General features: G+C 67.9%; 20 protein-coding genes. 10 read left to right on the top strand and 10 right to left on the bottom strand.

Annotated features, from left to right (window positions below; translation table 11 throughout):
• Window positions 1-104: 104 nt before the first annotated feature.
• Window positions 105-1190 (bottom strand): aromatic ring-hydroxylating oxygenase subunit alpha, encoded by a 1086-nt coding sequence (locus tag LR393_RS28235; protein ID WP_231487938.1) that lies wholly within the window; start codon window positions 1188-1190, stop codon window positions 105-107.
• Window positions 1191-1422: 232 nt separating this feature from the next.
• On the opposite strand from LR393_RS28235, the gene LR393_RS28230 reads away from it, so the two are divergent.
• A complete protein-coding gene (locus LR393_RS28230) occupies window positions 1423-2118 on the top strand; it encodes a M24 family metallopeptidase (protein WP_231487937.1) in 696 nt (231 codons plus the stop codon).
• A gap of 80 nt (window positions 2119-2198) precedes the next feature.
• Window positions 2199-3899 carry a MarC family protein gene (locus tag LR393_RS28225; RefSeq protein WP_231487936.1) on the top strand — a complete coding sequence of 567 codons (1701 nt, stop codon included), beginning with the start codon at window positions 2199-2201 and terminating at the stop codon, window positions 3897-3899.
• Between the two features lie 34 nt (window positions 3900-3933).
• Here LR393_RS28225 and LR393_RS28220 read toward each other — a convergent pair whose 3' ends face one another.
• The 6 genes from LR393_RS28220 to LR393_RS28195 are packed head-to-tail and all read right to left on the bottom strand — an operon-like array spanning window position 3934 to window position 10104.
• A complete protein-coding gene (locus LR393_RS28220; RefSeq protein WP_231487935.1) occupies window positions 3934-5190 on the bottom strand; it encodes an MFS transporter in 1257 nt (418 codons plus the stop codon).
• Window positions 5190-6449, bottom strand: coding sequence for an ATP-grasp domain-containing protein (locus tag LR393_RS28215; protein ID WP_231487934.1), 1260 nt, complete (start codon window positions 6447-6449; stop codon window positions 5190-5192). The genes LR393_RS28220 and LR393_RS28215 overlap by 1 nt, the downstream gene beginning before the upstream one ends.
• A gap of 26 nt (window positions 6450-6475) precedes the next feature.
• The gene (locus LR393_RS28210; RefSeq protein ID WP_231487933.1) at window positions 6476-7210 is read right to left on the bottom strand and encodes an SDR family NAD(P)-dependent oxidoreductase; all 735 of its coding nucleotides are present in this window, start codon (window positions 7208-7210) and stop codon (window positions 6476-6478) included.
• Window positions 7207-7971, bottom strand: coding sequence for a 2OG-Fe dioxygenase family protein (locus tag LR393_RS28205; protein ID WP_231487932.1), 765 nt, complete (start codon window positions 7969-7971; stop codon window positions 7207-7209). The genes LR393_RS28210 and LR393_RS28205 overlap by 4 nt, the downstream gene beginning before the upstream one ends.
• A gap of 4 nt (window positions 7972-7975) precedes the next feature.
• Entirely contained in the window at window positions 7976-8860 is an 885-nt protein-coding gene (locus LR393_RS28200) for a 2OG-Fe(II)-dependent halogenase WelO5 family protein (RefSeq protein ID WP_231487931.1), read from the bottom strand.
• A 14-nt stretch (window positions 8861-8874) separates the two neighbouring features.
• A complete protein-coding gene (locus LR393_RS28195) occupies window positions 8875-10104 on the bottom strand; it encodes a transporter substrate-binding domain-containing protein (RefSeq protein ID WP_231487930.1) in 1230 nt (409 codons plus the stop codon).
• A 172-nt stretch (window positions 10105-10276) separates the two neighbouring features.
• On the opposite strand from LR393_RS28195, the gene LR393_RS28190 reads away from it, so the two are divergent.
• From LR393_RS28190 to LR393_RS28165, 6 genes are all read left to right on the top strand, one after another.
• Window positions 10277-11395 carry a LacI family DNA-binding transcriptional regulator gene (locus tag LR393_RS28190; RefSeq protein WP_231487929.1) on the top strand — a complete coding sequence of 373 codons (1119 nt, stop codon included), beginning with the start codon at window positions 10277-10279 and terminating at the stop codon, window positions 11393-11395.
• A 193-nt stretch (window positions 11396-11588) separates the two neighbouring features.
• Complete coding sequence (locus LR393_RS28185) at window positions 11589-12839, top strand: extracellular solute-binding protein (protein WP_231487928.1); 1251 nt, start codon at window positions 11589-11591, stop codon at window positions 12837-12839.
• A gap of 6 nt (window positions 12840-12845) precedes the next feature.
• Window positions 12846-13769, top strand: coding sequence for a carbohydrate ABC transporter permease (locus LR393_RS28180; RefSeq protein ID WP_231487927.1), 924 nt, complete (start codon window positions 12846-12848; stop codon window positions 13767-13769).
• A gap of 9 nt (window positions 13770-13778) precedes the next feature.
• Complete coding sequence (locus LR393_RS28175; protein WP_231487926.1) at window positions 13779-14603, top strand: carbohydrate ABC transporter permease; 825 nt, start codon at window positions 13779-13781, stop codon at window positions 14601-14603.
• Between the two features lie 19 nt (window positions 14604-14622).
• A complete protein-coding gene (locus LR393_RS28170) occupies window positions 14623-16440 on the top strand; it encodes a glycoside hydrolase family 3 protein (RefSeq protein WP_231487925.1) in 1818 nt (605 codons plus the stop codon).
• An 8-nt stretch (window positions 16441-16448) separates the two neighbouring features.
• The gene (locus tag LR393_RS28165) at window positions 16449-17393 is read left to right on the top strand and encodes a glycoside hydrolase family protein (protein ID WP_231487924.1); all 945 of its coding nucleotides are present in this window, start codon (window positions 16449-16451) and stop codon (window positions 17391-17393) included.
• On the opposite strand, the gene yczE is transcribed toward LR393_RS28165, so the two are convergent.
• Window positions 17369-18025 carry a membrane protein YczE gene (gene yczE, locus LR393_RS28160; RefSeq protein ID WP_231487923.1) on the bottom strand — a complete coding sequence of 219 codons (657 nt, stop codon included), beginning with the start codon at window positions 18023-18025 and terminating at the stop codon, window positions 17369-17371. The two genes, LR393_RS28165 and yczE, sit on opposite strands and share 25 nt — an antisense overlap.
• A 204-nt stretch (window positions 18026-18229) precedes the next feature.
• Between yczE and LR393_RS28155 the strand changes: the two genes are divergently transcribed.
• Complete coding sequence (locus LR393_RS28155) at window positions 18230-19654, top strand: ATP-binding protein (RefSeq protein WP_231487922.1); 1425 nt, start codon at window positions 18230-18232, stop codon at window positions 19652-19654.
• A 12-nt stretch (window positions 19655-19666) separates the two neighbouring features.
• Here the strand turns inward: LR393_RS28155 and LR393_RS28150 are convergent, their stop codons facing one another.
• Window positions 19667-20113: a MarR family winged helix-turn-helix transcriptional regulator gene (locus tag LR393_RS28150; RefSeq protein WP_345718913.1), complete on the bottom strand. Its 447-nt coding sequence runs from the start codon at window positions 20111-20113 to the stop codon at window positions 19667-19669.
• A 150-nt stretch (window positions 20114-20263) separates the two neighbouring features.
• Between LR393_RS28150 and LR393_RS28145 the strand changes: the two genes are divergently transcribed.
• Window positions 20264-21457, top strand: a complete 1194-nt coding sequence (locus tag LR393_RS28145; RefSeq protein ID WP_231487920.1) for an FAD-dependent monooxygenase — start codon at window positions 20264-20266, stop codon at window positions 21455-21457.
• Window positions 21458-21507: 50 nt separating this feature from the next.
• On the opposite strand, the gene LR393_RS28140 is transcribed toward LR393_RS28145, so the two are convergent.
• On the bottom strand, window positions 21508-21980 hold a 473-nt coding region (locus tag LR393_RS28140; RefSeq protein ID WP_407937369.1), incomplete at its 5' end, for a discoidin domain-containing protein.

Here is a 21980-nt window from a genome sequence, read left to right as displayed (position 1 = left end):
CGTCCCGGTACGGCCGGGCTCAGGAAGGACCGCATCGGCCTGTTCAGCGGATCACGGAAGGAAAGAATGAATCTCCGCCCATACCCCTGTGGTTGCTGCGAGCCTCAGGCGGTGAAGAACCGGCTGAGGCCCAGGCTCCGCAGGGCCCGGCGGTAGGCCACGGACGAGCGGTCGGCCGGGATGTTGACCTCGAGTTTTGGATCCAGCGGGAGGCTTTCGGGTTTCTGAGCCTCGACCATGGCCCGGTCCTCCTCGAAGATCTGGAGGTTGAAGTCGTAGACGTCCTGCAGCGGCTGGTCGGTGTCGAAATCGCGCACGCGGGCGTCGAACAGGCGGGTCCTGCGGGCCGAGACCGGGGAGGCCGCGTTGAGGATGGACAGGTGACCGCCGTCCGGGAAATACACCACGAGGGAGGCTGCGAACGGGACGTGCAGCCGGAAGTGCCGCAGCCACAGGTAGTCCGGGTCGGCCTTCAGACCGGTGCTGTGCGGGTAGTTGCCCATCGTCGACAGGTAGCGGGCCTCGAAGCCGTCGGTTGTGGGCTCGGGCCGATAGTCCGGAACCGTGGGGTTGCCCGGGTCGCTGAACGAGGCCTCGTGGGCGAACGCGAAATGGGCGACGTCGAGAAACCCCTCGACCTGACGACCGGCGAAGGCCGCGATGTCGATGGGCGGGCAGTTGATCTGCTGGAAGCCGGTGTCGTCCCAGTGCGGCACCGGCGGGATCGACGCGTCCTGCGGTAGGTCGGAAGGCAGGCTCGCCAGGCAGGTCCAGACCAGGCCGTATCGCTCGATCACCCCGTAGGAGCGCAGGTGCATCCGCTCCGGAATCTTGTTGCCCGGGTGGGCCGGGATCGCAGAGCACCGGCCTTGGGCCTCGAAACGCAGCCCGTGGTAAGCACAACGGATACCCAGGCCGTCGTCCGTGGCCTTGCCGAGAGACAGCAGCAGGCCCCGGTGCGGGCACAGGTTGTCCGCGACCACGATCTCACCGCCCGATCGGTAGACCACCAGCGACTGGTCCAGCAGGGTGACACCCAGAGGCTGCCCGCTGACCTCGGCACTGGTGGCGACCGGGTACCAGTACCGGGCGATGACCTGCCAGTCGTCGGGATCGAACGTGCAGGTGCGGGGAAGGGGCAGAACGCGGTCCGCGTACGGGAGCGGGCGCGTGGCAGTGGCAACGGACATGAGGAGACTCCTGAGAACGAATCGAACGGTGCGACGGGCCAGGAAAAAAACCTGACCGGTCAGCAGCCGTGCGCGATCCGCCCCGGTGTCCAGGCCGTCCGGTGACAGACGGCGCGCAGATCGGCGTTCGTCGCCGCTGCCTTCACCACGCCGTCCCGGGTCATGGTCGCCATCATCCAGACCACAGATGTCAGCGACGTAACAACCAGGTGAGAGCGTTATCGTCGCCCGCATGAACCAGACCGAACATCAGGCGCACCGGGGTGAGGCCCTGCGCGAGGCCGAGACGAAGGCATCACACCTGTTCACCGAGGTCATCGAGCGGGGCCTGATCGTGCCCGGCAAGAACGAGCGCCAGCTGTCCGACGAGATCCGCGACCTGGCCGGCGACCTGTTCGGCATCCGCAAGTTCTGGCACAAACGCATCGTCCGGGCCGGCGTGAACACCCTCGAGCCGTACCGCTCCAACCCTCCGAACCGGCAGCTGAGCGACGACGAGATCCTCTTCTTCGACTTCGGCCCGGTCTTCGAGGAGTGGGAGGCCGACTTCGGCCGCACCTACGTGCTGGGTGACGACCCGGACAAACACCATCTCACCGCCGAACTGCCCCGCCTCTGGCACGAGGCCCGCCGGCACTTCGAGGCAACCCCGGACATCACCGGCGAGCAGTTCTTCGCCCACATCCTGGGCCTGATCGAGGCCGGTGGCTGGGGCCACGGCGCCGCCCACGCCGGTCACCTGGTCGGCGAGTTCCCGCACGAACGCATTAACGGCGACGACATCGACTGCTACATCACCACCGGCAACGACCAGCCCATGCGCCGCCCGGACGCCGCCGGCCAGGACTGCCACTGGATCCTCGAGATTCACCTCGTCAACCGTGAACGTGGCTTCGGCGGCTTCTTCGAGCAACTGCTCGATCTCTGATCATCACCAAGCCGCACCCGTCGACGGCTCCGAATCCCTGATGTCGCCGGTCCCCGGCGGTCTCAGGGACGGAGAATTTCATGATCACGCTGATCTCCATCGGCCTGGTCGGTGGGCTGATCACGGGAGTCTCCCCGTGCATCCTGCCGATGCTGCCGATCCTGTTCTTCGCCGGCGGGGCCGGTACCGCCGACGACGAGGCGAAGAAGCCGAAGCAGCGCCCGCTGAAGATCATCCTGGGCCTGATCGCCAGCTTCACCGTATTCACGCTGGCCGGGTCGGTCATCCTGTCGGCCCTCGGCCTGCCGCAGACGTTCCTGCGCTGGGCCGGGGTGATCGTGCTAGCCGCGGTCGGGATCGGGCTGCTGTTCCCCAAGGTCGAGGAATTGCTGCAGCGCCCCTTCAACCGGATGCCGAAGATCCAGGGCAAGATGCACGGCAATCCGTTCATCTTCGGCCTCACCCTGGGCACCCTGTACGTGCCGTGCGCGGGCCCGGTCCTGGCCGCGATCACCGTGGCCGGCGCCACCGGCTCGGTCGGAGCCGAAACCGTCGCGCTGACACTGGCGTTCGCCACCGGCGCGGCAATCCCGCTGCTGGTGTTCGCGACCGCCGGTGACCGCATCCGCGACCGGCTGGCCGCCTACCGCAGCCGGGCCGCCACGTTCCGGATCGTCGGGGGCACCTCCATGGTCGTCCTGGCCGTGGCCCTGGCCCTGGGGGCGACGGACGCGCTCCAGCGGGCGGTACCGGACTACACCGGCAATCTCCAGAACACGATCGCCGAGAGCGACGCCGTGAAGGGGGTACTCAGCGGCCTCTCCGACGCGGGCAACTCCGAGTTGAGTCAGTGCACGCCCGGGGCGACCCAGCTGGAGAGCTGCGGTACCGCCCCGGACATCACCGGGATCACGAAATGGCTGAACACCCCGGCCGGATCGGGCGTGAAACTCGAATCCCTGCGCGGGCATCCGGTGCTGATCGACTTCTGGGCCTACTCCTGCATCAACTGCCAGCGTTCCCTGCCGCACGTGGTCGCCTGGGACAAGGCGTACCGGGAGGCCGGGCTGCGGGTGATCGGGATCCACGCCCCCGAGTTCGCCTTCGAGAAGAGCGCGGGCAACGTCGCGGGAGCGGCGAAGAAGATGGGCATCACCTACCCGGTGGCCCTGGACAATTCGCTCTCCACCTGGACCAACTACCGCAACCGGTACTGGCCGGCCGAGTACCTGATCGACGCCTCCGGCACCGTGCGGAACATCAAGTTCGGTGAGGGCGACTACGGCGCCACCGAGACCATGATCCGCCAATTGCTGACCGCCGCGAACCCCGGCGTGAGTCTGCCGGCGGCCTCGAACCTGCCGGACACCCGCCCCACCACGGCCGACATCACCCCCGAGACCTACTTCGCCTACTCCCGGTCCACGAACTACCAGGGTGAGAAGTCCCTGACCCCGGTCACGGCGGCGCCGTTCACCCTGCCGGCCACCCAGAACCAGGACACCTACTCCCTCGGCGGGACCTGGACCATCAGCACCCAGTACGTCGAGGCGGTCCGGGACAGCCGGTTGCGGTTGGCGTACCGCGCGAAGAATGTCTACATGGTCCTGGGTGGCACCGGAACGCTGCGGATCGACGTACCGGGGCAGGCGACGCGCACCGTCGAGGTGACGGGCGCACCCACTCTCTACCCGATCCTGGCGAACGCCCAGCAGCAGGCCGGACAGGTCACGGTCACGGCCGGTGAAGGGGTACGGCTGTACACCGCCACCTTCGGCTGAGGCAGAGGTTGGCACCGGGACTGGTTCCCACTCGTCACACCGGCGGAGCCGCCGCCTCGGCAACCGGCTCCGCGGTCGGGATGGGTGGGAACCAGGAGGTGTAGCCGAGGGAGAAGCGACCGTAGAGCAGGACCGCGAGGCAGAGGGTCAGGGACAGGGCGCTCGACACCAGGATGATGTCGAGCAGGGGCAGATGGCCGGCCAGCACCGAGACCAAGCCGCCGGCGACCGGGATGGACAGCAGGTTCACCGCGCCGATGATGCCCATGATCTTGGCCAGGTGTTCCTTCGGCAGCACGGTGCTTCGCATGGTGCGCACATAGACGTTGAAACCGCCGTCGAACGCGATGAGCAGGCAGTAGGCGGCCGCGTAGACCAGGAAGAACGGGGCGAGGCCGAGGGCGAAGCCGCTGGCGATCATCAGGATCAGGGAGAGCCGCCCGACGAATGCGACGCCGGCCCGGCGGACCAGGGCGGGGATCGCGGCGAACACGATGAGCGCCACCACCGCAGCGGCCGACTGCATCCCGCCGAAACTGGCGGAGCCACGCTCGAAGTGCTTGACCACGACGGCCGCGCTGATCGCCAGGGCGGTGCCGTAGACCAGGTTCACCACCCAGGTCAGACCGCTCAGGTAGACCACCTCACGGCGCTGGAGCAGCACCCCGACGGCGACCCGGGTGGTCGAGACGATCCGCCCGATCGACGCCGAGTTCTCCGCCGAGGAGTCGCTGATCGCCAGCAGGCTGGTGTTGACGGCCGAGACGGCGAAGAGCGCGGCACACGCCAGCAGCACGAGCCGGATGTCGCCGAGGCCGTAGATCACCGCGGCCAGGGCCGGGCCCACCACCTGCGATGCCTGCTCGACCCCCTGCACCACCGAGTGGGCCCGGGGAAAATCTTCCGGCGCCAGGTTGTTCGGGATCGTCGCCTCGATGGCGAGGAAGTTGACCACGTAGCTCAGCGACATGCAGGCCATCAGCGTCGACAGGGTGCCGAACACGCCGAACGTGCCCAGCGCGGCCGCCGCGACGACCAGCAGCGCCACCCGCACCAGATCCAGCCGCAGGAACACCCGTTTCAGCGAGAGGCCGTCGACCACCGCTCCGGCCAGCGGGAATCCGATGACCCGGGGCAGCCACTCGATCACGAACGCCAGCGCCGCGAACCGCGCGGAACCGGTGGCGTGCAGTACCGCCAGAGGCACGGCGAACAGCAGGAACTGGTCACACAGCGAGCCCAGCGACCGGGTGACCATGAACAGTTTGAAGTTGAACGGCCGATCACTCATCAGGGCTGGTCGACCTCGAAGATCTGGGCCGAGATCTCCCGTGCCCGCTCCAGGTTCTCGGTGACCGGCGAGGAACTGTCCCGTCCGGGCCAGAGGAAGCGCACAAAACCTTCCCGTTCACGCCATGAGGTCAGGGGCTTCACCGCATCGCCCGGTACGACCGTCACCGAGAAGAACTTGATGTCCGTCGCCTTCAGGGCCGGCGCCGACCGGTCGACGCGCCGGACCGTACCGGTCGGTGCCTTGAGGAAGGCCATCGCGGCCACCCCGCGTGGGGTCAGTTCCGCCAGTTCGGGGCTGCCACCCGTGTAGGACGCCACGTGCAGCTCGTACGGATTCACCCCGTACACGTCTTCGACCAGGTCCATGATGGCATCGCCGCCGGTCCGGGCGGCGACCTCGATCACCCGGACGTCGCCGGCGGTGCTGACCCGGGCCTCGAAATGCGCCACCCCGTATTCGATCCCGAGAACCTCGCAGGCCTGGAGAGCGGTCTTGAGCAGGGCGTCGTTCGACGAGTGCACCGAGGGCACGACGTGGCCCAGCTCGACGAAGTGTGGCTCCGGTCCGAGCTGCTTGTCGGTCACGGCCAGCACCACCCGCTCGCCGTTCAGGTGGGCGACCTCGACGCTCACCTCGTACGGGTAGTCGATGTACTCCTCGAGCTGGAACACGTCTTCCGCCGAGTTCGCCTGCCCGCCCAGCGAGATCACGTCGTCGACGGACTGCTGGTAAGCCCCGGCCAGGTCTTGCGGCCGGTCGACCTTGATCACCCCGAGGCTGCCGGCCATCAGCCGCGGCTTGATCACCACCGGGAAACTGAAGTCACCGGCCAGCTCGGCCAGCTGGTCGTAGCTGGTGAAGCCGGCGAAGCGGGGCACCGGCACGCCCGCCTTGGCGAACTCCTGCTTCATCAGCAGCTTGTCGCGGCTGAGCTCGACGGTGCGCAGCGGGTTGTGGGCCACCCCGAAGTGCTCGGCCACCAGGGCGGACGAGGTGACCGTGAAGTCGTTCGTCGGGACGACGGCGAACGGACGCGCGCCACTCACCTGCGCGTACTCCTCGGCAGCAGCGATGATCGCCTCGTGATCGGCGATCCCCGCGTTCAGGCTGCCGTCGAAGTACCGCAGCCCCGGCGCCTCCTTGTTCGTGGACACGGTGAACACCGGCCGGCCACCGGCGGCCCGCAGGGCGCCCGCGAGCGAACGCTCGCGCAACGCCACCTCGGCACCGACGACGAGCAGGTAATCTTCGGGCACGACGAACTCCTTCAACGGTTATCTGCTTACAAAACTTTCGCGGCACTCCAGCCACCGTCGACGAAGACCGTCGAACCGGTGATGAAGGAACCCGCCGGGTCGGCCAGGAACAGTACCGCCCGCTCGACGTCACCCACAGCCCCGACGCGCTTCAGCAGCTGCCCCTGCAGGATCCGGTCGACCTGCTCCTCGTCGCCGAAATACGATTCGGTGAGCGGGGTTCGGATGACCCCCGGGGCAACCGCGTTCGCCCGGATCCCGAACTCGGCGTAGTCCACGGCGAACTGCTTGGTCAGCCCGATGGTGGCGTGCTTCGAGGTGACGTAGGCGGTGCGACGGGGCTCGCCCAGGAAGCCCGCGACAGACGCGATGTTCACGATGCTGCCGAGAACCGAGGCTGAGATGAGGCGTTCGCAGAACGCTTGACCGGCGACGAACACGGCCGTGGTGTTGACCTCCAGAATTTGCCGGAATTGCCCGGGTTCCAGCTCCCGAGTATGGCAGATCTCCCGCTGCCCGGCGGAGGTCACCAGCACGCTGGATTCCTCCCCCGGCACGAACTGCTCCCCGATCACGTCGGCGAGCTGCCCGGAGTCGGTCACGTCGAGTTTCACGTGCTGGTAACGCAAATGCCCACCCGCGGCACCCGGGTCACTGCGGTCGATCCCCAGCACCCGGTAGCCGGCGTCGAGCAGGGCCACGGAGACCGCCGAGCCGATGCCGCTCGCGGCCCCCGTGACCACCGCCGACTTCCCGCTCACCCCGGATCCCTCACCTGGAAGGTCACCAGCAGGATGTCCCGTCGGGCCGGGGCCACCGGGTTCCGGCTGGTCGTGCCGATCGGCGTCACCGCGTGCAGCTTGTCCTGGTTGACGACCAGGGTGTCGAAGGGATCGGTCAGCCGCAGCACGTTCTCGAACCGCTTCGCGTTCGGCGCGATCAGGTTGTCGCCCCCGACCACGTTGCCCGACAGCCCGACCAGATGGATGAAGACCACCGTCTCGTCGTCCTTGTGCAGCCAGTTCGGCGAGCTGTAGGCGGGCTCACCGGCGTAGGCCAGGTAACGGAACAGGTGCAGGCCCACACTGAGCTGTGACGGGTCGGCATCGACCCGGGGGTAGGCCCGCAGGAACTCGACGTCCGACCGCAACAGCCGCCGCAGCAGCCGGTTCTCCTGGAGCTCCGGGCTGATCAGCGGGTACTCCCGGACGACGCCCCCGGTATCGGGGTTGTACGCCTTGGTCTGCCGGTACTGCTCGAACAACCCGTACTCGAAGTCGGCCGAGCCGGGATCGACCCGCAGCTGGGCGTAGCTGCGGTACCGGCTGCCCGGCGAGTAGGGGTCGAGCTGCCCGCGGCCGAACTCCGACTCCAGGGCCAGGTAGTCGGCCCGCAGTCCCTCCAGTGAGTGCTCCCGGAACACCGTGTCGTAGTAGTGGTCGGCGGGGATGTGGGCGTACCCCTGGGTGGCGAGGGTGTCGACGTAGGGGGCGGCCGTGGTCGTTTCCGTCGTGGTGGTCATCGCCTCACGTCCAGTACACGACGAGGTCGTCGGCGACCTGGCCGATGAACCGGCCGGCCGAGAGCCGCTGGCCCTTGCGCACGCTGGCCACCCCGTGGATGAAGCTGGCGTTGAGGAAGTAGACGTCGCGCGGGCCGAGCTCCACGGTGAACGACTCCAGGCCGGTCAGGGTCCCGATCGGGTAGGGATAGCCGGTACCGGTCAGGCCCAGGCCCGCGCGGCAGTCGTCGTCCGGGTTGAGGTTCCAGACCACGAGCTCACCGCCCTCCTCGGCGACCTGGACGGCCGCGTTGAACGACACCACATGCCGCGAGGTGGCGATCTCGTAGTCGTCCTTGACGGCCGCGAGCAGCTGGGCGGTGTCGTCGTGCGGGTGCAGGGCCATCTCGCCGTTGTCCAGCCACCGCCGCAGGGTGGCGAAGCCGCCGGAAATGTTCTTGTAACGACTGCCCCGGAACACCACGCCCTGCTCGGCGAACGTCTTCTCCAGCAACTTCGTGAGGAAGACCCGCTCCAGCTCCTCCTGGCTGACGTTGTCGAAGAGTTCCAGGCTCTCCGAAGAACTCTTGATCACCTCGCGGACGTATTCCTCGCCGGAATAGGAGAACTGGGTCGCGCCGATCTGGTGGGTCTTGACATAACTGTCGTCCTGGCGATTCCCACCACCCGTGCGCTGGGTCAGGCGATCAAAGTTCTCGACGATACTGGTAGCCGCTTCCGGACTGAAGGCATCACGTACGACATAAACGACCGCGCCCTCGTGATGGCCATTCGTGACAATATTGCGAATGGCTTCGACATCAACTTCGCCGGCGGGGGTCTCGTAGTACGAGAAACTCTTTTCGATCTGCGATCCCGACAGTTCCGGAACCAGGGTGCCACTCGACATGTAGTTCTCCCGTTTCAGATGAACAGCGGGGCGTACAACATTCCACCGTCGCCCCTGAGGCCATTTGCCCTGCGTTCTTGCTGGAGTGCCGATCGGGCACCCAGATGGCGATCGAACACGTCGGCGTAACTACCGACCTGCTCGATGATCCGTGTGGTGAATTCCGGTACCAGGCCCAGGTGACGCACCGAATCGGCGTCGGGAGCCAGGAACCGGCCCAGGTACCGGGAGGGCGAGCGTGACGCCTCCGCCAGGTTGCCCTGGGTCAGCCCCAGGTTGTCGGACTCGATCAGGGCGAAGAGCACCCAGCGCACGGCCTTGACCAGTTGCCAGTCACGAGTGCGCGCCACCGGCGACATCGCCTCAAGCGACACCTGGTCGGCCAGGAAGACGTGGCGGTCGATCTCTCCCGCGCCGGACAGTTCACCGGCCAGAAGGTAGGAATCCAGACAATAAACGTCCGTTTTGCCGGATAAATAACCGTTCAGCGCTTCCTGTGGGGTACGGAAGAGCACCGCTGTGTAGTCGATCCCGGCGCGGCCGCAGTAGCGCTCGACATTGTCGGCCGTGGTCGAGCCGGCCAGCATGCCGATCCGCGTGGCGATGACGTCGCGCACCGACGCACCGTCGGCAGTGCCCCGGAGGTTCTCCGGGCGGGTGGCGAACACTTCGCCGTCGAAGAGGATGGGATGGACGAAGGTCGCGTCGTGCCGGGACTCCCGGGAGTACGTGATGCTGGCGTTGTAGGAACCGACATCGATGTCACCGGCCTCCAGCGCGTCGAACCGCTCGGCGGAGGAGAGCGGCACGAATTCGACCCGATCGGCATCACCGAACAACGCCACCGAAATGGCGCGGGCTATGTCCACGTCAAATCCGGTCCACCGGCCATGAATGTCGGGGGCCGATAATCCGTGGAATCCGAGACTCACACCGACCCGGATCCGGTTTCGCTGTCTGGCCTGTTTCAGGGCATGGTCGATCACCGTGGCGCCGTCGGGCAAGATTCCCCCTGATGAAGCACTTCTGCGCTCTTCGGGCAGCCGGCGCCGTTGCCGGGGATCCGGTCCACGGGGCGTTCTCCCCCGAGGTCCAGGAAACTTCGACGTAAATATAGATGCGGCCACAGCCACATGCAATGGCCCGTTGACGAGATCGTCATCAATCATTGTTACAGCACCGGGCTTTTCCGAGAACGCGTTAACAATTCGGCCCGGCCGCTTCGCGCGAAAATCCCCGGTCATCCCGGCGGACCTGGGAAATCATCCGAAGACCTCAGTACGGGCGCACCCGGACCGCTCCCGGAACCGCACCGGGAAGGGTCTCCCCGGAGGGGATCCGGGGCCCGCCGGACCTCGGCGACCACGCGCGTCCATTAATCTGCCCTTCCAGACAACCCGGGAGGGGAGGTACCCAGTGGCCGCACGCCGCCGACCCACGGTTCATGACGTCGCCAAGCTGGCCGGCGTCTCCATCGCGACCGTGTCGTTCTCGTTCCGGCGCCCCGACCAGGTGCGCCCGGAGACCCGGCAGACAGTGCTGGCGGCCGCCAAGGAGATCGGGTACATCCCCAGCGCCTCGGCGCGGGGGCTGGTGCGCGGAAAGACCGGCGCGCTGGGCCTGCACTCGTACGAGTTCCTGCTGGAACGGCCGCTGCACGAGGTGGCGGCCGGTGGGGCGTCACCGGCGCGACCGCTGGACCTGGACCGGGCTGTGATCCCCTGGTCCGACATCGCGGACGGCCGGCGGGCCGACATCCGCGCCTATCCGCTCTACGTCGACGAGGTACAGCGGGGCTTCGAGCTGGAGGCCCGCCGGCACGGCCGGCCGGTCCTGGTCGGGCGGGGCGATCCCTCCACGGGGGCCCTCACCGAGACCGCCGGGCGGGTGGACGGGCTGGCCATCTTCCCCGGTCTCTCCGCCGCGGCGTCGCTGCAGGAGGTCACGCTGAACATGCCGGTGGTGCTGTTCAGCCTTCCTCCCACCGACGACCAGTACCACCACGTGCTCGTCGACAACCAGGGCGGGATGGGCGATCTCGTCACCCATCTGGTGCGCGACCACGGGGTGCAGGACCTGGAGTTCGTCGGGGGGACGATCGCCCACGACTATCTGCAGCGGTTCCTGGGTTTTCAGAGCACCCTGCGCCGACTCGGCGTCCGGGCACCGCAGAATGTCTGCGACGACGCCGATCTCGGCCGCGGTCCGACTTTCACCGGCGTACTGGAGCGTCTGCGGGCGGGAACACTCCCCCAGGCGCTGGTGTGCGCCAGCGACCAGCTCGCCGTGGAGCTGCTCGACCTGCTGCGGCGCGAGGGGGTGTCGGTGCCGGGCGACGTGATCGTCACCGGTTTCGACGGCATCCTGGCCGGGCTGCTCTCGCACCCGCCGCTGACCACCGTGCGCCAGCCGATGGAGGCGATGGGCCGGGTGGCCGCCCAGCTGCTCATGCTCGAAGCAGAGGACGACGTGGTCACCGGACGCACGGTTCAGTTGGGTACCAACCTGGAGACCAGAGCCAGCTGCGGCTGCTGATCTGTCCGGATTGATCCACCTTCGCCCTATCCGTCAAGGGTTTTCGCGCCACTGAGACCAATCCGCGACCGTGCGCCCCTTTGCGCGGCAGCGGCCTGCGTGCCAGCATGGGGCCGTCGATCTAAACGTATAGATTGACGAAGCGGGGACGCGCTGCATGTTCGAGGAGGAACTTGTGAGAAGGACGACCGCGATGAGTGCCCTGGCACTCGCGCTCACCGCCACCCTGGGTCTGACCGCCTGTGGACGCGCCGAGGACGCCGGGACCGGCACCTCCGCCGCCGCGTCCACCATCGGTTCCGACCCCGCGACCGGTGACATCACCATCTGGGCCATGGGCACCGAGGGCGAGCTGCTGCCGGACTTCGTCAAGGAGTTCGAGAAGGCCAACCCCGACGTCAACATCGAGGTCACGGCGATCCCCTGGGACGCCGCGCACAACAAGATCCAGACGGCCGTCGCCGGTGGCAACACGCCCGACCTGGCCATGATGGGCACGACCTGGATGGCCGACTTCGCCGACGCCTTCTCCACGGTGCCCACCGACCTGGACACCAGCGACTACTTCGAGGGCGCCCTGAACACCACCGAGAGCGGCGACCGCAAGGTCGGCGTTCCCTGGTACGTGGACACCCGCGTCCTCTATTACCGCACCGACCTGGCCGAGAAGGCCGGCTGGGACAAGGCGCCCACCACCTGGGAAGAGCTCCAGCAGATGGCCAAGGACATGCAGTCCAAGGCCGGCGCCGACTACGGCATCCGCCTCCCCGCGGGCAACGACTCGTTCCAGGGCACCCTGTGGATGCCGTGGAGCAACGGCGCGGAACTCACCAGCGGCGACAAGTGGACGCTCGACACCCCCGAGATGGTCGAGGCCTACGAGTACTACCAGAGCTTCTACACCGGCAAGATCGCCGATGCCAACGCCGACGTGTCCTCGGGCGCCCAGGAGGCCGAATTCGTCGACGGCTCCACCCCGATGCTGATCGACGGGCCGTTCATGCGCAGCTCGCTGGCCACGCTGGGCGGTAAGGACTTCGACAAGAAGTACTCGGTGGCCACGCTTCCCACCAAGAAGAGCTCCGTCTCGTTCAGCGGTGGCGCCAACCTGGTGGTGTTCAACGACAGCGACAACCAGTCCGCGGCGTGGAAGCTCGCGCAGTGGCTGGGGCAGCCCGACGTGCAGGCCGCCTGGTTCAAGGCCTCCGGTGACCTCCCCTCGGCCCAGTCCGCCTGGAAGGAGGACGAACTCGCCTCCGACGAAGACCTCCAGGTGTTCGGCAAGCAGCTCGAGACCGCCAAGTCCCAGCCGGTGAGTACCTCCTGGGTGAAGGTCGGGGCCGCGGCGGACCAGGTGCTGGAGCAGATGCGGCGGGGTGGGACCCCGGCCGCGGACGCCCTGAAAGACCTCCAGTCCAAGGCTGACTCGATCGGTCTGGACTGATCCGTCGTGACGTCTCCCCGGACGCCCACCGTCGTCAACTCGACGGTGGGCTCCCGCCTCCGCCGCAAGCAGGCCTACATCGCCTGGGGTTTCTGCCTGCCCTTCGTGCTGGTGTTCGGCATCTTCATGCTCGTCCCGCTGCTCGGGTCGTTCGGGATGTCGTTCACCGACTTCACCGCCCGGGACATCCGCTCGCCGTTCGCCGTGAACTTCGTCGGGATCGACCAGTACACGGCCCTGTTCGGCGATCCGCGATTCCGTCAGGCAATGCTCGTGACCGGCCTGTTCGTGGTGGTCGGCATCCCGCTGACCATGACGGTGGCCCTGGCCCTCGCCTTGGCCCTGAACTCCGGCTCCGGCCGCATCGTCTCGCTGTTCCGGGTCGGTTTCTACGCCCCGGTGGTGACGAGCATCGTGGCCGTCTCGGTGGTCTGGCGGTACATCCTGCAGCCGGAGGGCCTGGCCAACCAGGCGCTCTCGCTGATCGGCATCCAGGGCCCGGACTGGCTCAACGACTCCACCTGGGCCCTGCCGTCGCTGATCCTGATGGCGGTCTGGCGGAACGTCGGCACGCTGATGATCATCTTCCTGGCCGGTCTCCAGGCGGTGCCGCAGGACGTGCACGAGGCCGCGATGATGGACGGCGCCGGCGGTTTCCGCCGCCTGATCTCCGTCACGCTGCCCCTGCTGCGCCCGACGCTGCTGCTCGGTGCCGTGCTGATCTCCGTGGGCTACCTCCAGTTCTTCGAGGAGGCCTTCGTCATGACCAAGGGCGGGCCGCTCGACGCCACCCTGTCGGTTGCCTATTACACCTACCAGCAGTTCGGTTTCGGTGAGTACGGACTCGCCTCGGCCGCCAGCTACGTGCTGTTCCTGGTCATCGCGCTGGTCAGCCTGGTGCAGTTCCGGCTGCTGCGGTCACAGGACTGAGGGGGCATCATGTCTTTCCGTATCAAGGGCCGCACGGTCACCTACACCGTGCTGACCGCAGGCCTGCTGGCCTGGCTGCTGCCCTTCGCCTGGATGGCGCTGGGCTCGGTCAAGAACCAGGGCGAGATCCTGCGCCGGCCGCCCACCTGGTGGCCGGAGAACCCCACCGGCGAGAACTACAGCCAGTGGTTCGGGCACCTGCACTTCAGCACGTTCTTCATGAACAGCCTGATCGTGGCCGTGCTCACCGTGCTGGGCAACCTGGTGTTCTGCTCGATGGTCGGCTACGCCCTGGCCAAGATGGAGTTCCCCGGCAAGAAGCTGCTGTTCGCCACCGTCATGGTCACCCTGATGGTGCCCGGCGTGGTCACCTTCGTGCCGCTGTTCGTCATGGTCTCGAAGATGGGCCTGCTGAACTCGTACGCCGCGCTGGTGCTGCCGTTCCTCACGGCACCGATCGGGGTGTTCCTGATGCGGCAGTTCATGCTCGGCATCCCCGAGGCCCTGCTCGAGGCCGCCCGCATCGACGGCGCCGGGGAACTGCGCATCTTCGCCCGGATCGTGATGCCGCTGTGCGGGCCGCCCCTGGCCACGCTCGGCATCCTGACGTTCCTCTCGTCGTGGAACAACTTCCTCTGGCCCCTCGTGGCGGCGCAGAGCGAGGACCGGTACACCCTGCCGGTCGCCCTGTCGCTCTACTCCACCGGCCAGAACGCCACGAACTACGGCCTGCTGCTGGCCGGTTCGGTACTGATCATCGTGCCGATCCTGCTGCTGTTCGTCGCCCTGCAGCGCTACTTCATCCAGGGCGTCGCGACCACGGGCCTGAAGTAACTACTTTCGAGGACATTGCATGCCTATTCCCACATCCACGACCCCCGACGGCTTCGAGTTCCGTGACCTCAACGGCAACGGTGTCCTCGATCCCTACGAGGACACCCGGCTGAGCCCGCAGGAACGCACCGAAGACCTGCTGGGCCGGTTGAGTCTCGCCGAGAAGGCCGGGCTGATGTTCCAGACCGTGATCGAGGTCGGCGCGGACGGTGAACTGGTCGAGGCCCCGGGCCGGATCAGCAAGTCCGCCACCTCGGACGTGGTGGTGGGCAAGTACCTGAACCACTTCAACGTGCACGAGATCCGCACGGCTCGCCAGGCCGCCTCCTGGAGCAACCGATTGCAGGCACTGGCCGAGACCACGCCGCACGGCATCCCGGTCACCATCAGCACCGACCCGCGCCACGCGTTCGTGGAGAACGCCGGGGTCGGCTTCTCGGCCGGCCCGTTCTCCCAGTGGCCCGAGGGTCTGGGCCTGGCCGCGCTCGACGACCTCGACGCGGTGCGCCGTTTCGCCGACGTCGCCCGCCAGGAGTACGTGGCCGTGGGCATCCGGGCGGCGCTGCACCCGCAGGTCGACCTGGCCACCGAACCCCGCTGGGGACGCCAGGCGCAGACCCTCGGGCACGATGCCGACCGGGTCGCCGAGTTCACCGCGGCCTATCTGGAGGGGTTCCAGACCTCACAGCTCGGCCCGCAGAGCGTCGCCTGCACCACCAAGCACTTTCCCGGTGGCGGCCCGCAGAAAGACGGCGAGGACGCACATTTCCCGTACGGGCGCGAGCAGGTCTACCCGGGCGGGATGTTCGACTACCACCTGAAGCCGTTCCGGGAGGCCATCCGCCGGGGCACGGCCGCGATGATGCCCTACTACGGCATGCCGATCGGCCTGGAGGTGAACGGCGCCGCGATCGAGGAGGTCGGTTTCGGTTACAACCGGCAGATCGTGACCGGCCTGCTGCGTGAGGAACTCGGCTACGACGGGGTCGTGGTCACCGACTGGGAACTGGTCAACGACAACCACGTGGGCGACCAGGTGCTGCCCGCGCGGGCCTGGGGCGTCGAGTCGCTCTCCCCGTCGGAGCGGATGGCGAAAATTGTGGACGCCGGCTGCGACCAGTTCGGTGGGGAGGAATGCATCGACCTGCTCGTCGATCTGGTGAACCGCGGCGTGGTCACCGAAGCCCGCATCGACGAGTCGGTGCGCCGGCTGCTGCTGGTGAAGTTCCGCCTCGGTCTCTTCGACAGCCCCTTCGTGGACGAGGAGGCTGCCGAGCAGATCGTCGGGCGGGCCGACTTCCGGGAGCAGGGCTTTGCGGCCCAGGCCGCCTCCACCACGGTGCTGGTCAACTCCGGCCGCCTCCCGCTGACCCCCGGCCTCAGGGTGTACAGCGAGAACATCCGGCTGACCGACGACTTCGAGGCCGTCGCCATCCCCGAGCAGGCCGACGTCGCCCTGGTGCGCCTGATGGCCCCCTTCGAACCGCGCAACGACCTGTTCCTGGAGGCCTGGTTCCACCAGGGCTCGCTCGACTTCCCGCCCGGCCTGATCCACCGCCTGGCCCGGATCTCCGACCACTGCCCCCTGGTGGTCGTCGTGACCCTCGACCGGCCGGCCGTACTCACCCCGCTCGTGCCGTTCGTGTCCGCGCTGGTGGCCGACTTCGGCAGCTCCGACGCCGCCGTGCTGGCCGCCCTGACCGGGAAGATCCCCCCGCGCGGGAAACTCCCGATCGAGATCCCGCGGTCCATGGACGCCGTGCGCGCCTCCCGGGAGGACGTGCCCAGCGAAACCGAGAACCCGGTCTTCCCGCTGCACTTCGGCCTGTCTCTCTAGGAGAACCCGTGCTCGCGCTCGCCGACCGCTGGGTCTGGGACTTCTGGCTCGCCCACGACGGCGAGCGCCATCACCTGTTCTTCCTGTACGCACCCAAATCACTGGGCCCCGAGCATCGCCGGCACCGGCACGCCCGGGTGGGTCACGCGTCCTCTGCCGATCTGGTGAGCTGGACCGTTCACGAGGAGGCCCTCGGGCCGAGAGGCCCGGGGTTCTTCGACGAAAGTGCCACCTGGACCGGCTGTGTGGTGCGCGATGCCGGGCAGTGGGTGATGTTCTACACGGGCTCGCGGTTCCTGCACGACGAGCCGGACCATGCGAATGTCGAGACGGTGGGACGGGCGGTGTCGCCCGACCTGTTCACCTGGACGGCCGATCCACAGGTGCTGCTGGAGGCGGATCCGCGCTGGTACGAGAAGCTCGGCGACTCCTCCTGGCCGGAGGAGGCCTGGCGTGACCCGTGGGTCTATCCGGTCTCCGACGGCTGGAACATGCTGATCACGGCGCGCTCCCGGCCCGGCGAGGGTTTCGGGGACGACGACGCGGGGGTTCTCGGGCGGGCCTGGTCACCGGATCTGGTTCGCTGGGAGATTCGTGAGCCGTTCACCCGGCCGGGCTCGGGTTTCGTGCATCTGGAGGTTCCGCAGATCGCGTCCGTGCAGGGCCGGGAGTTCCTGCTGTTCTCCTGCCCGACCTCGGGGCTCTCCGGCGAGCGGCAGGCCGCGGGGGTTCGGGGTGGGGTGTGGTCGGTGCCCGCCGGGCATCCGGTGGAAGACGCCTCCCTCCTCCTCGAGGAGCGCTGGTACAGCGCGCGGGTGGTCGAACACGAGGGCGGCGCTGTGCTGCTGGCGTTCGAGAACCGCGGCGCGGACGGCGCATTCCCCGGGGTGCTGGCCGATCCGTTCGGCCTGGAGATCGGCGCGGACGGTCACCTGCGGGTCGCGAGCACCTGAGGTTCCTCCTCGACGACCGGCTCCTCGCGCCGGGGTGCCCAGGGGAACCGGGCGAAGATCGGCATCAGTGGGTGCACCATCGGCCCGATGGCCAGGGTGTTGACCACGGTCCCGATGCCCAGGTCGCCGCCGAGCAGTGCCCCGGCGAGCACGACGGTGACTTCGACGAGGGTGCGGGCCTTCCAGATCGGCATCCCGAAGCGTTCGTGCAGGCCCACCATCAGCCCGTCGCGGGGGCCGGTGCCGTACTGCGGGCCGATGTAGCAGGCTGTGGCCACCGCGAGGAGCACCAGGCCCACGGTGAAGAGGAGCACCTGGCCGGGCAGCGTGCGGGGCTCGTGGACGACCGCGAGCGTGAGGTCGGCGAACGGGCCGATGGTGAGCACGTTGAGCACGGTCCCGAGTCCCGGCTTCTGCCGCAGCGGGAACCAGAGCAGCAGCACCACGAAGCTGATGAGGATCGTCAGCATGCCGAACGAGAGCGGCACCAGGTTCTCCAGCCCCTGTGTCAGCACCGACCACGACGTCACGCCCACGGACGCCCGCACGATCAGGGCCGTGGCGATGCCGTAGAGGAACACCCCGATCAGCAGCTGGATCAGGCGGTAGACGTGGGCACGAGAAGAGGACACTCCGCCATACTGACGGGCAATTGGCCTGGCCATCGACAGCCAATCTGAACCGAGTGGCTACCGATTGGCCATACAACGTAGCCTCAGCCTCGACACTTCGCTTTCGTTCATGAAAGTTTCATCAGCGAAACTCTCATTGACAACAGTTTCGCGACCGAGCCATCCTGAGAGCGACGAAGGCGAAGCATCGGAGGCACCATCACCATGACAACCTTTGTGGGACGCGCCCGGGAACTCAAACTCCTGGCCGACCTGGTCACTACTGTGTCCTCGGAGAGCCGCACGGGGCGCCCCGGCCGGGCGTTGCTCCTACGCGGCCGAAGGCGCGTCGGAAAGTCACGACTGGTCGACGAATTCGTTGAACGGGCAGACACGCCGTACGTGTACTTCACCGCCATCGGCGGCTCGCGCACCCAAGACCTGGCCGGCTTCACCGAAGCCGTTATCGGGTCGTCGCTACCCCGGGCGCAGATCCTGAGGGACCTCACGGCCCCTCAGACCTGGGATGCCGCCCTCACCCTGCTGGGGCAGATCCTCCCGACGGATTCCCCCAGCGTGGTGGTGATGGACGAAATGCCTTACCTGGTTCGCGAAGACCCGACCTTCGAAGGAGCGCTGCAGAAGGCCTTCGACCGCACTCTCTCCCGCCTGCCCGTACTCCTGATCCTGATCGGCTCGGACATGGGCATGATGGAGGCGCTCAACACCTACGGACGCCCCTTCTACCAGCGGGGCACCGATCTCGTCGTTCCGCCGTTGAACCCCGCCGAGGTCGGCGCCATGCTCGACCTGTCCCCCACCGATGCTTTCGACGCTTTCCTCGTCACCGGTGGCCTTCCCCTCGTCCTCCAGGAGTGGCCGCAGGGCGCCGGGCTGTGGGAGTACCTCGCCCAAGTACTCGAGCGCCCTACGTCCCCGCTCCTGGTCAGCGGCGAAAGAGTAGTCGCGGCGGAGTTTCCGACCGAGGCCCTGGCGCAGCAGGTGCTCGCGGCCATCGGCAACGGCGAGCGCACCTTCTCCCTGATCGCCAGGGACGCGGGAGGGATGTCGTCAGCGACCCTGACCCGGGCGCTGACCATGCTGGTCTCGCGCCAGATGGTCGCCGCCGAACTCCCGCTGTCCACACAGCCCAGCAAACTGACCCGCTACCGGATCAGCGACCCTTACCTGAGATTCTGGCTGGCCTTCGTCCGCACGGGCATACCGGCGATCGAGCGTGGGCGCGGCGACCTCGTGCTGGAGAACATCCGGTCCCGCTGGACGGACTGGCGAGGGCGTGCCGTCGAACCCGTGGTGCGGGAGAGTCTCTGGCGTCTGGCCGACGACCGTCTCCCGTCCGACAGCAACGTGGTCGGCAGCTACTGGACCCGCACCAACGATCCGGAGATCGACATCGTTGCCGCCGACCGCGGCCCGATCGCCGGTCGCGTCACCGCGGTCGGTTCCATCAAGTGGCACGACGAGGCGCCCTTCGATGTCCGGGATCTGGCCCGGTTGGCCCATCACCGCGACCGGCTGCCCGGAACCGATCCCGACACCCCGCTCATCGCCATCAGCCGGACCGGAACCAGCCTGCCAGATCTGGCCACTCTCACGCCGAGCGATCTGATCACCGCCTGGCCCCTCTGAACCGTCAGGGCCTCAGGTGTCGAGGGCGTCGACCCGGGCGGTGAAGTCGTTGACGAAGCGCTCGAGGAGGCGGCCGAAGGTGGCGCGGTCCTGCGCCGTCCAGTCGTCGAGAGAGCCGGCCAGCCAGCCCAGGATCGTCTCCATGTAGCGGGCGGTGGCGGCGGAGCCCTCGGGAGTGAGCTCGATCAGGCGGGCCCGCTGGTCATCCGGGTCGGGCACGCGCCGGGCCAGGTCGCGCCGTTCCAGTTCGTTCAGCTGCCGGGTGATGTGCGGGCCGACGACCTGCATGCGGTGCGCGATCTCCCCCACCCGCAGCGGTTCACCGGCCATGTGCAGCGTGAGCAGCACGCCCATCGCCGGGCGGTCGACCGTGATGCCCGATGCGGCCATGGCCCGCTCGATCAGCCGGCCGCGGTTCAGCACGCCGCTGACCTGCGCCAATCGTGGCAGCAGGGCCATCAGATCAAGTCCACCGTCGTCCGAGGTCACGCCGCCACTCCTTAGATACCTAACTTAGGTATATGTTTGACCCAGGTACCCCTCGGGGCCACGGATTCACCGATCCCGAGAAATGGATACCTAAGGTAGCTATTCACTATGGAGGCGCACATGAGCACCACGCCGAACCGCAGAATACTGGTGTCCGGGGCGAGCATCGCGGGACCGGCCCTGGCCTACTGGCTGCACCGCTACGGCTTCGAGGTGACGGTGGTCGAGAAGGCCGCGGGCGTGCGGGCCGGCGGCTACCCCATCGACATCCGCGGCACGGCGGTGGAGGTCGTGCGCCGGATGGGTGTGCTCCCCGCCCTCCAGGCCGCCCACGTCGACACCCGCCGGATCACCTTCCTGCACCAGGACGGCAGCCCCATCACCTCTCTGCGCCCGACGGCCACGAGCGGCGGCGGCACGGCCGGCGACCTCGAGGTGCGGCGCGGCGACCTGACCGAGGTGCTCTACGGCACCGTGCGCGACGACGTCGAGTTCCGGTTCAACGACAGCATCAGCACCCTGGAGCAGCACCCCGGCCACGTGGACGTGACGTTCCGGAACGGGGACCAGCGCACGTTCGACCTGGTCGTCGGGGCGGACGGCCTGCACTCCCACACCCGTGCGCTGGCCTTCGGCCCGGAGGAGCAGTTCCACCACTACCTGGGCCACTGCTTCGCCGGCTTCACCCTGCCGAACGACCTGGGTCTGTCCCATGAGGCCGTACTGTGGAACGCCCCCGGCCGCACCGCCGCCCTCTACGCCATCGGCGCCCAGGAGACGGTGCACGGCTTCCTGTCCTTCCACCGGCCCGACCCGCCGTTCGAGGCCTTCCGCGATCCGCGGGCGCAGCGCGACCTGGTGACCTCGCTGTTCCCGCACCAGGACTGGCAGGTCCCGGCGATGGTCGCCGCCCTGCAGAAGGCGGACGATCTGTTCTTCGACGTCGTCAGCCAGATCCGGATGCCCCACTGGTCGTCGGGACGCGTGGCCCTGGTCGGCGACGCCGCCTCCGCCCCCTCGTTCCTCACCGGGCAGGGCACGAGCCTGTCCCTGGTCGGCGCCTACATGCTCGCCGGGGAACTGGCCACGAACCCCGATCCCCAGCAGGCGCTGAAGGCCTACGAGCAGAACACCCGGGGCTACGTCGACGCCAACCAGGCCCTGGTCACCGCCGGTGAGTCGACCATGCATCCCCGCACCGAGGAGACCCTGGCCCGGCGCAACCAGATGCTCACGAGCCTGGCCGAACTCCCCGAGGAGGCCGGCAACCCGGCCCATTCAGCGCTCGTACTGCCGAATTTCGACCTGCGCTGAAAAGGTCCGGCCGGGTGCGACACCCGGCCGGACCTGTCTCGTCGCAGAGATCAGGAGCTGTAGGCCTCCAGTTCCGAGAGCTGGCCGGCCGGCCAGGCGGTGTTGGCGGTGAACGTCAGCCGCAGGTAGCGGGTCTGGGTGGCGGTGACGGGGACGGTCACGGTGTTGCCGCTGGACGGGTTGAACGTGTAGCCGGTGGCGGCCTTGATACTGGAGAACGAGGTGCCGTTGGTGCTCCCGGCCACGGCGATCGTCTGGGTGCGGGTGCCCCAGGCGGTGGCCGGGGGCAGTTTCAGCACCAGCCGGGAGACCTGACTGGTCGCGCCCAGGTCGACGGTCAGGGTCTGCGGCCAGGCGTTGTTGGCGCTCTCCCAGTAGGTGGACGCGTTGCCGTCGACCGCGTTCGGGGCCGGGTAGACATCCGTGTAACTACTGGCGGTGATGCTCTTCCCGGCCGCCAGGCGCATGCGGCGGGGGGGGGGGGGGGGGCGCGGCGCGCCCTGGGGGGGGGGGGGGGGGGGCG

It is taken from the genome of Kineosporia mesophila (assembly GCF_021129235.1).
GTDB lineage: Bacteria > Actinomycetota > Actinomycetes > Actinomycetales > Kineosporiaceae > Kineosporia > Kineosporia mesophila.
This window is presented reverse-complemented; position numbering and strand designations above follow the sequence as displayed.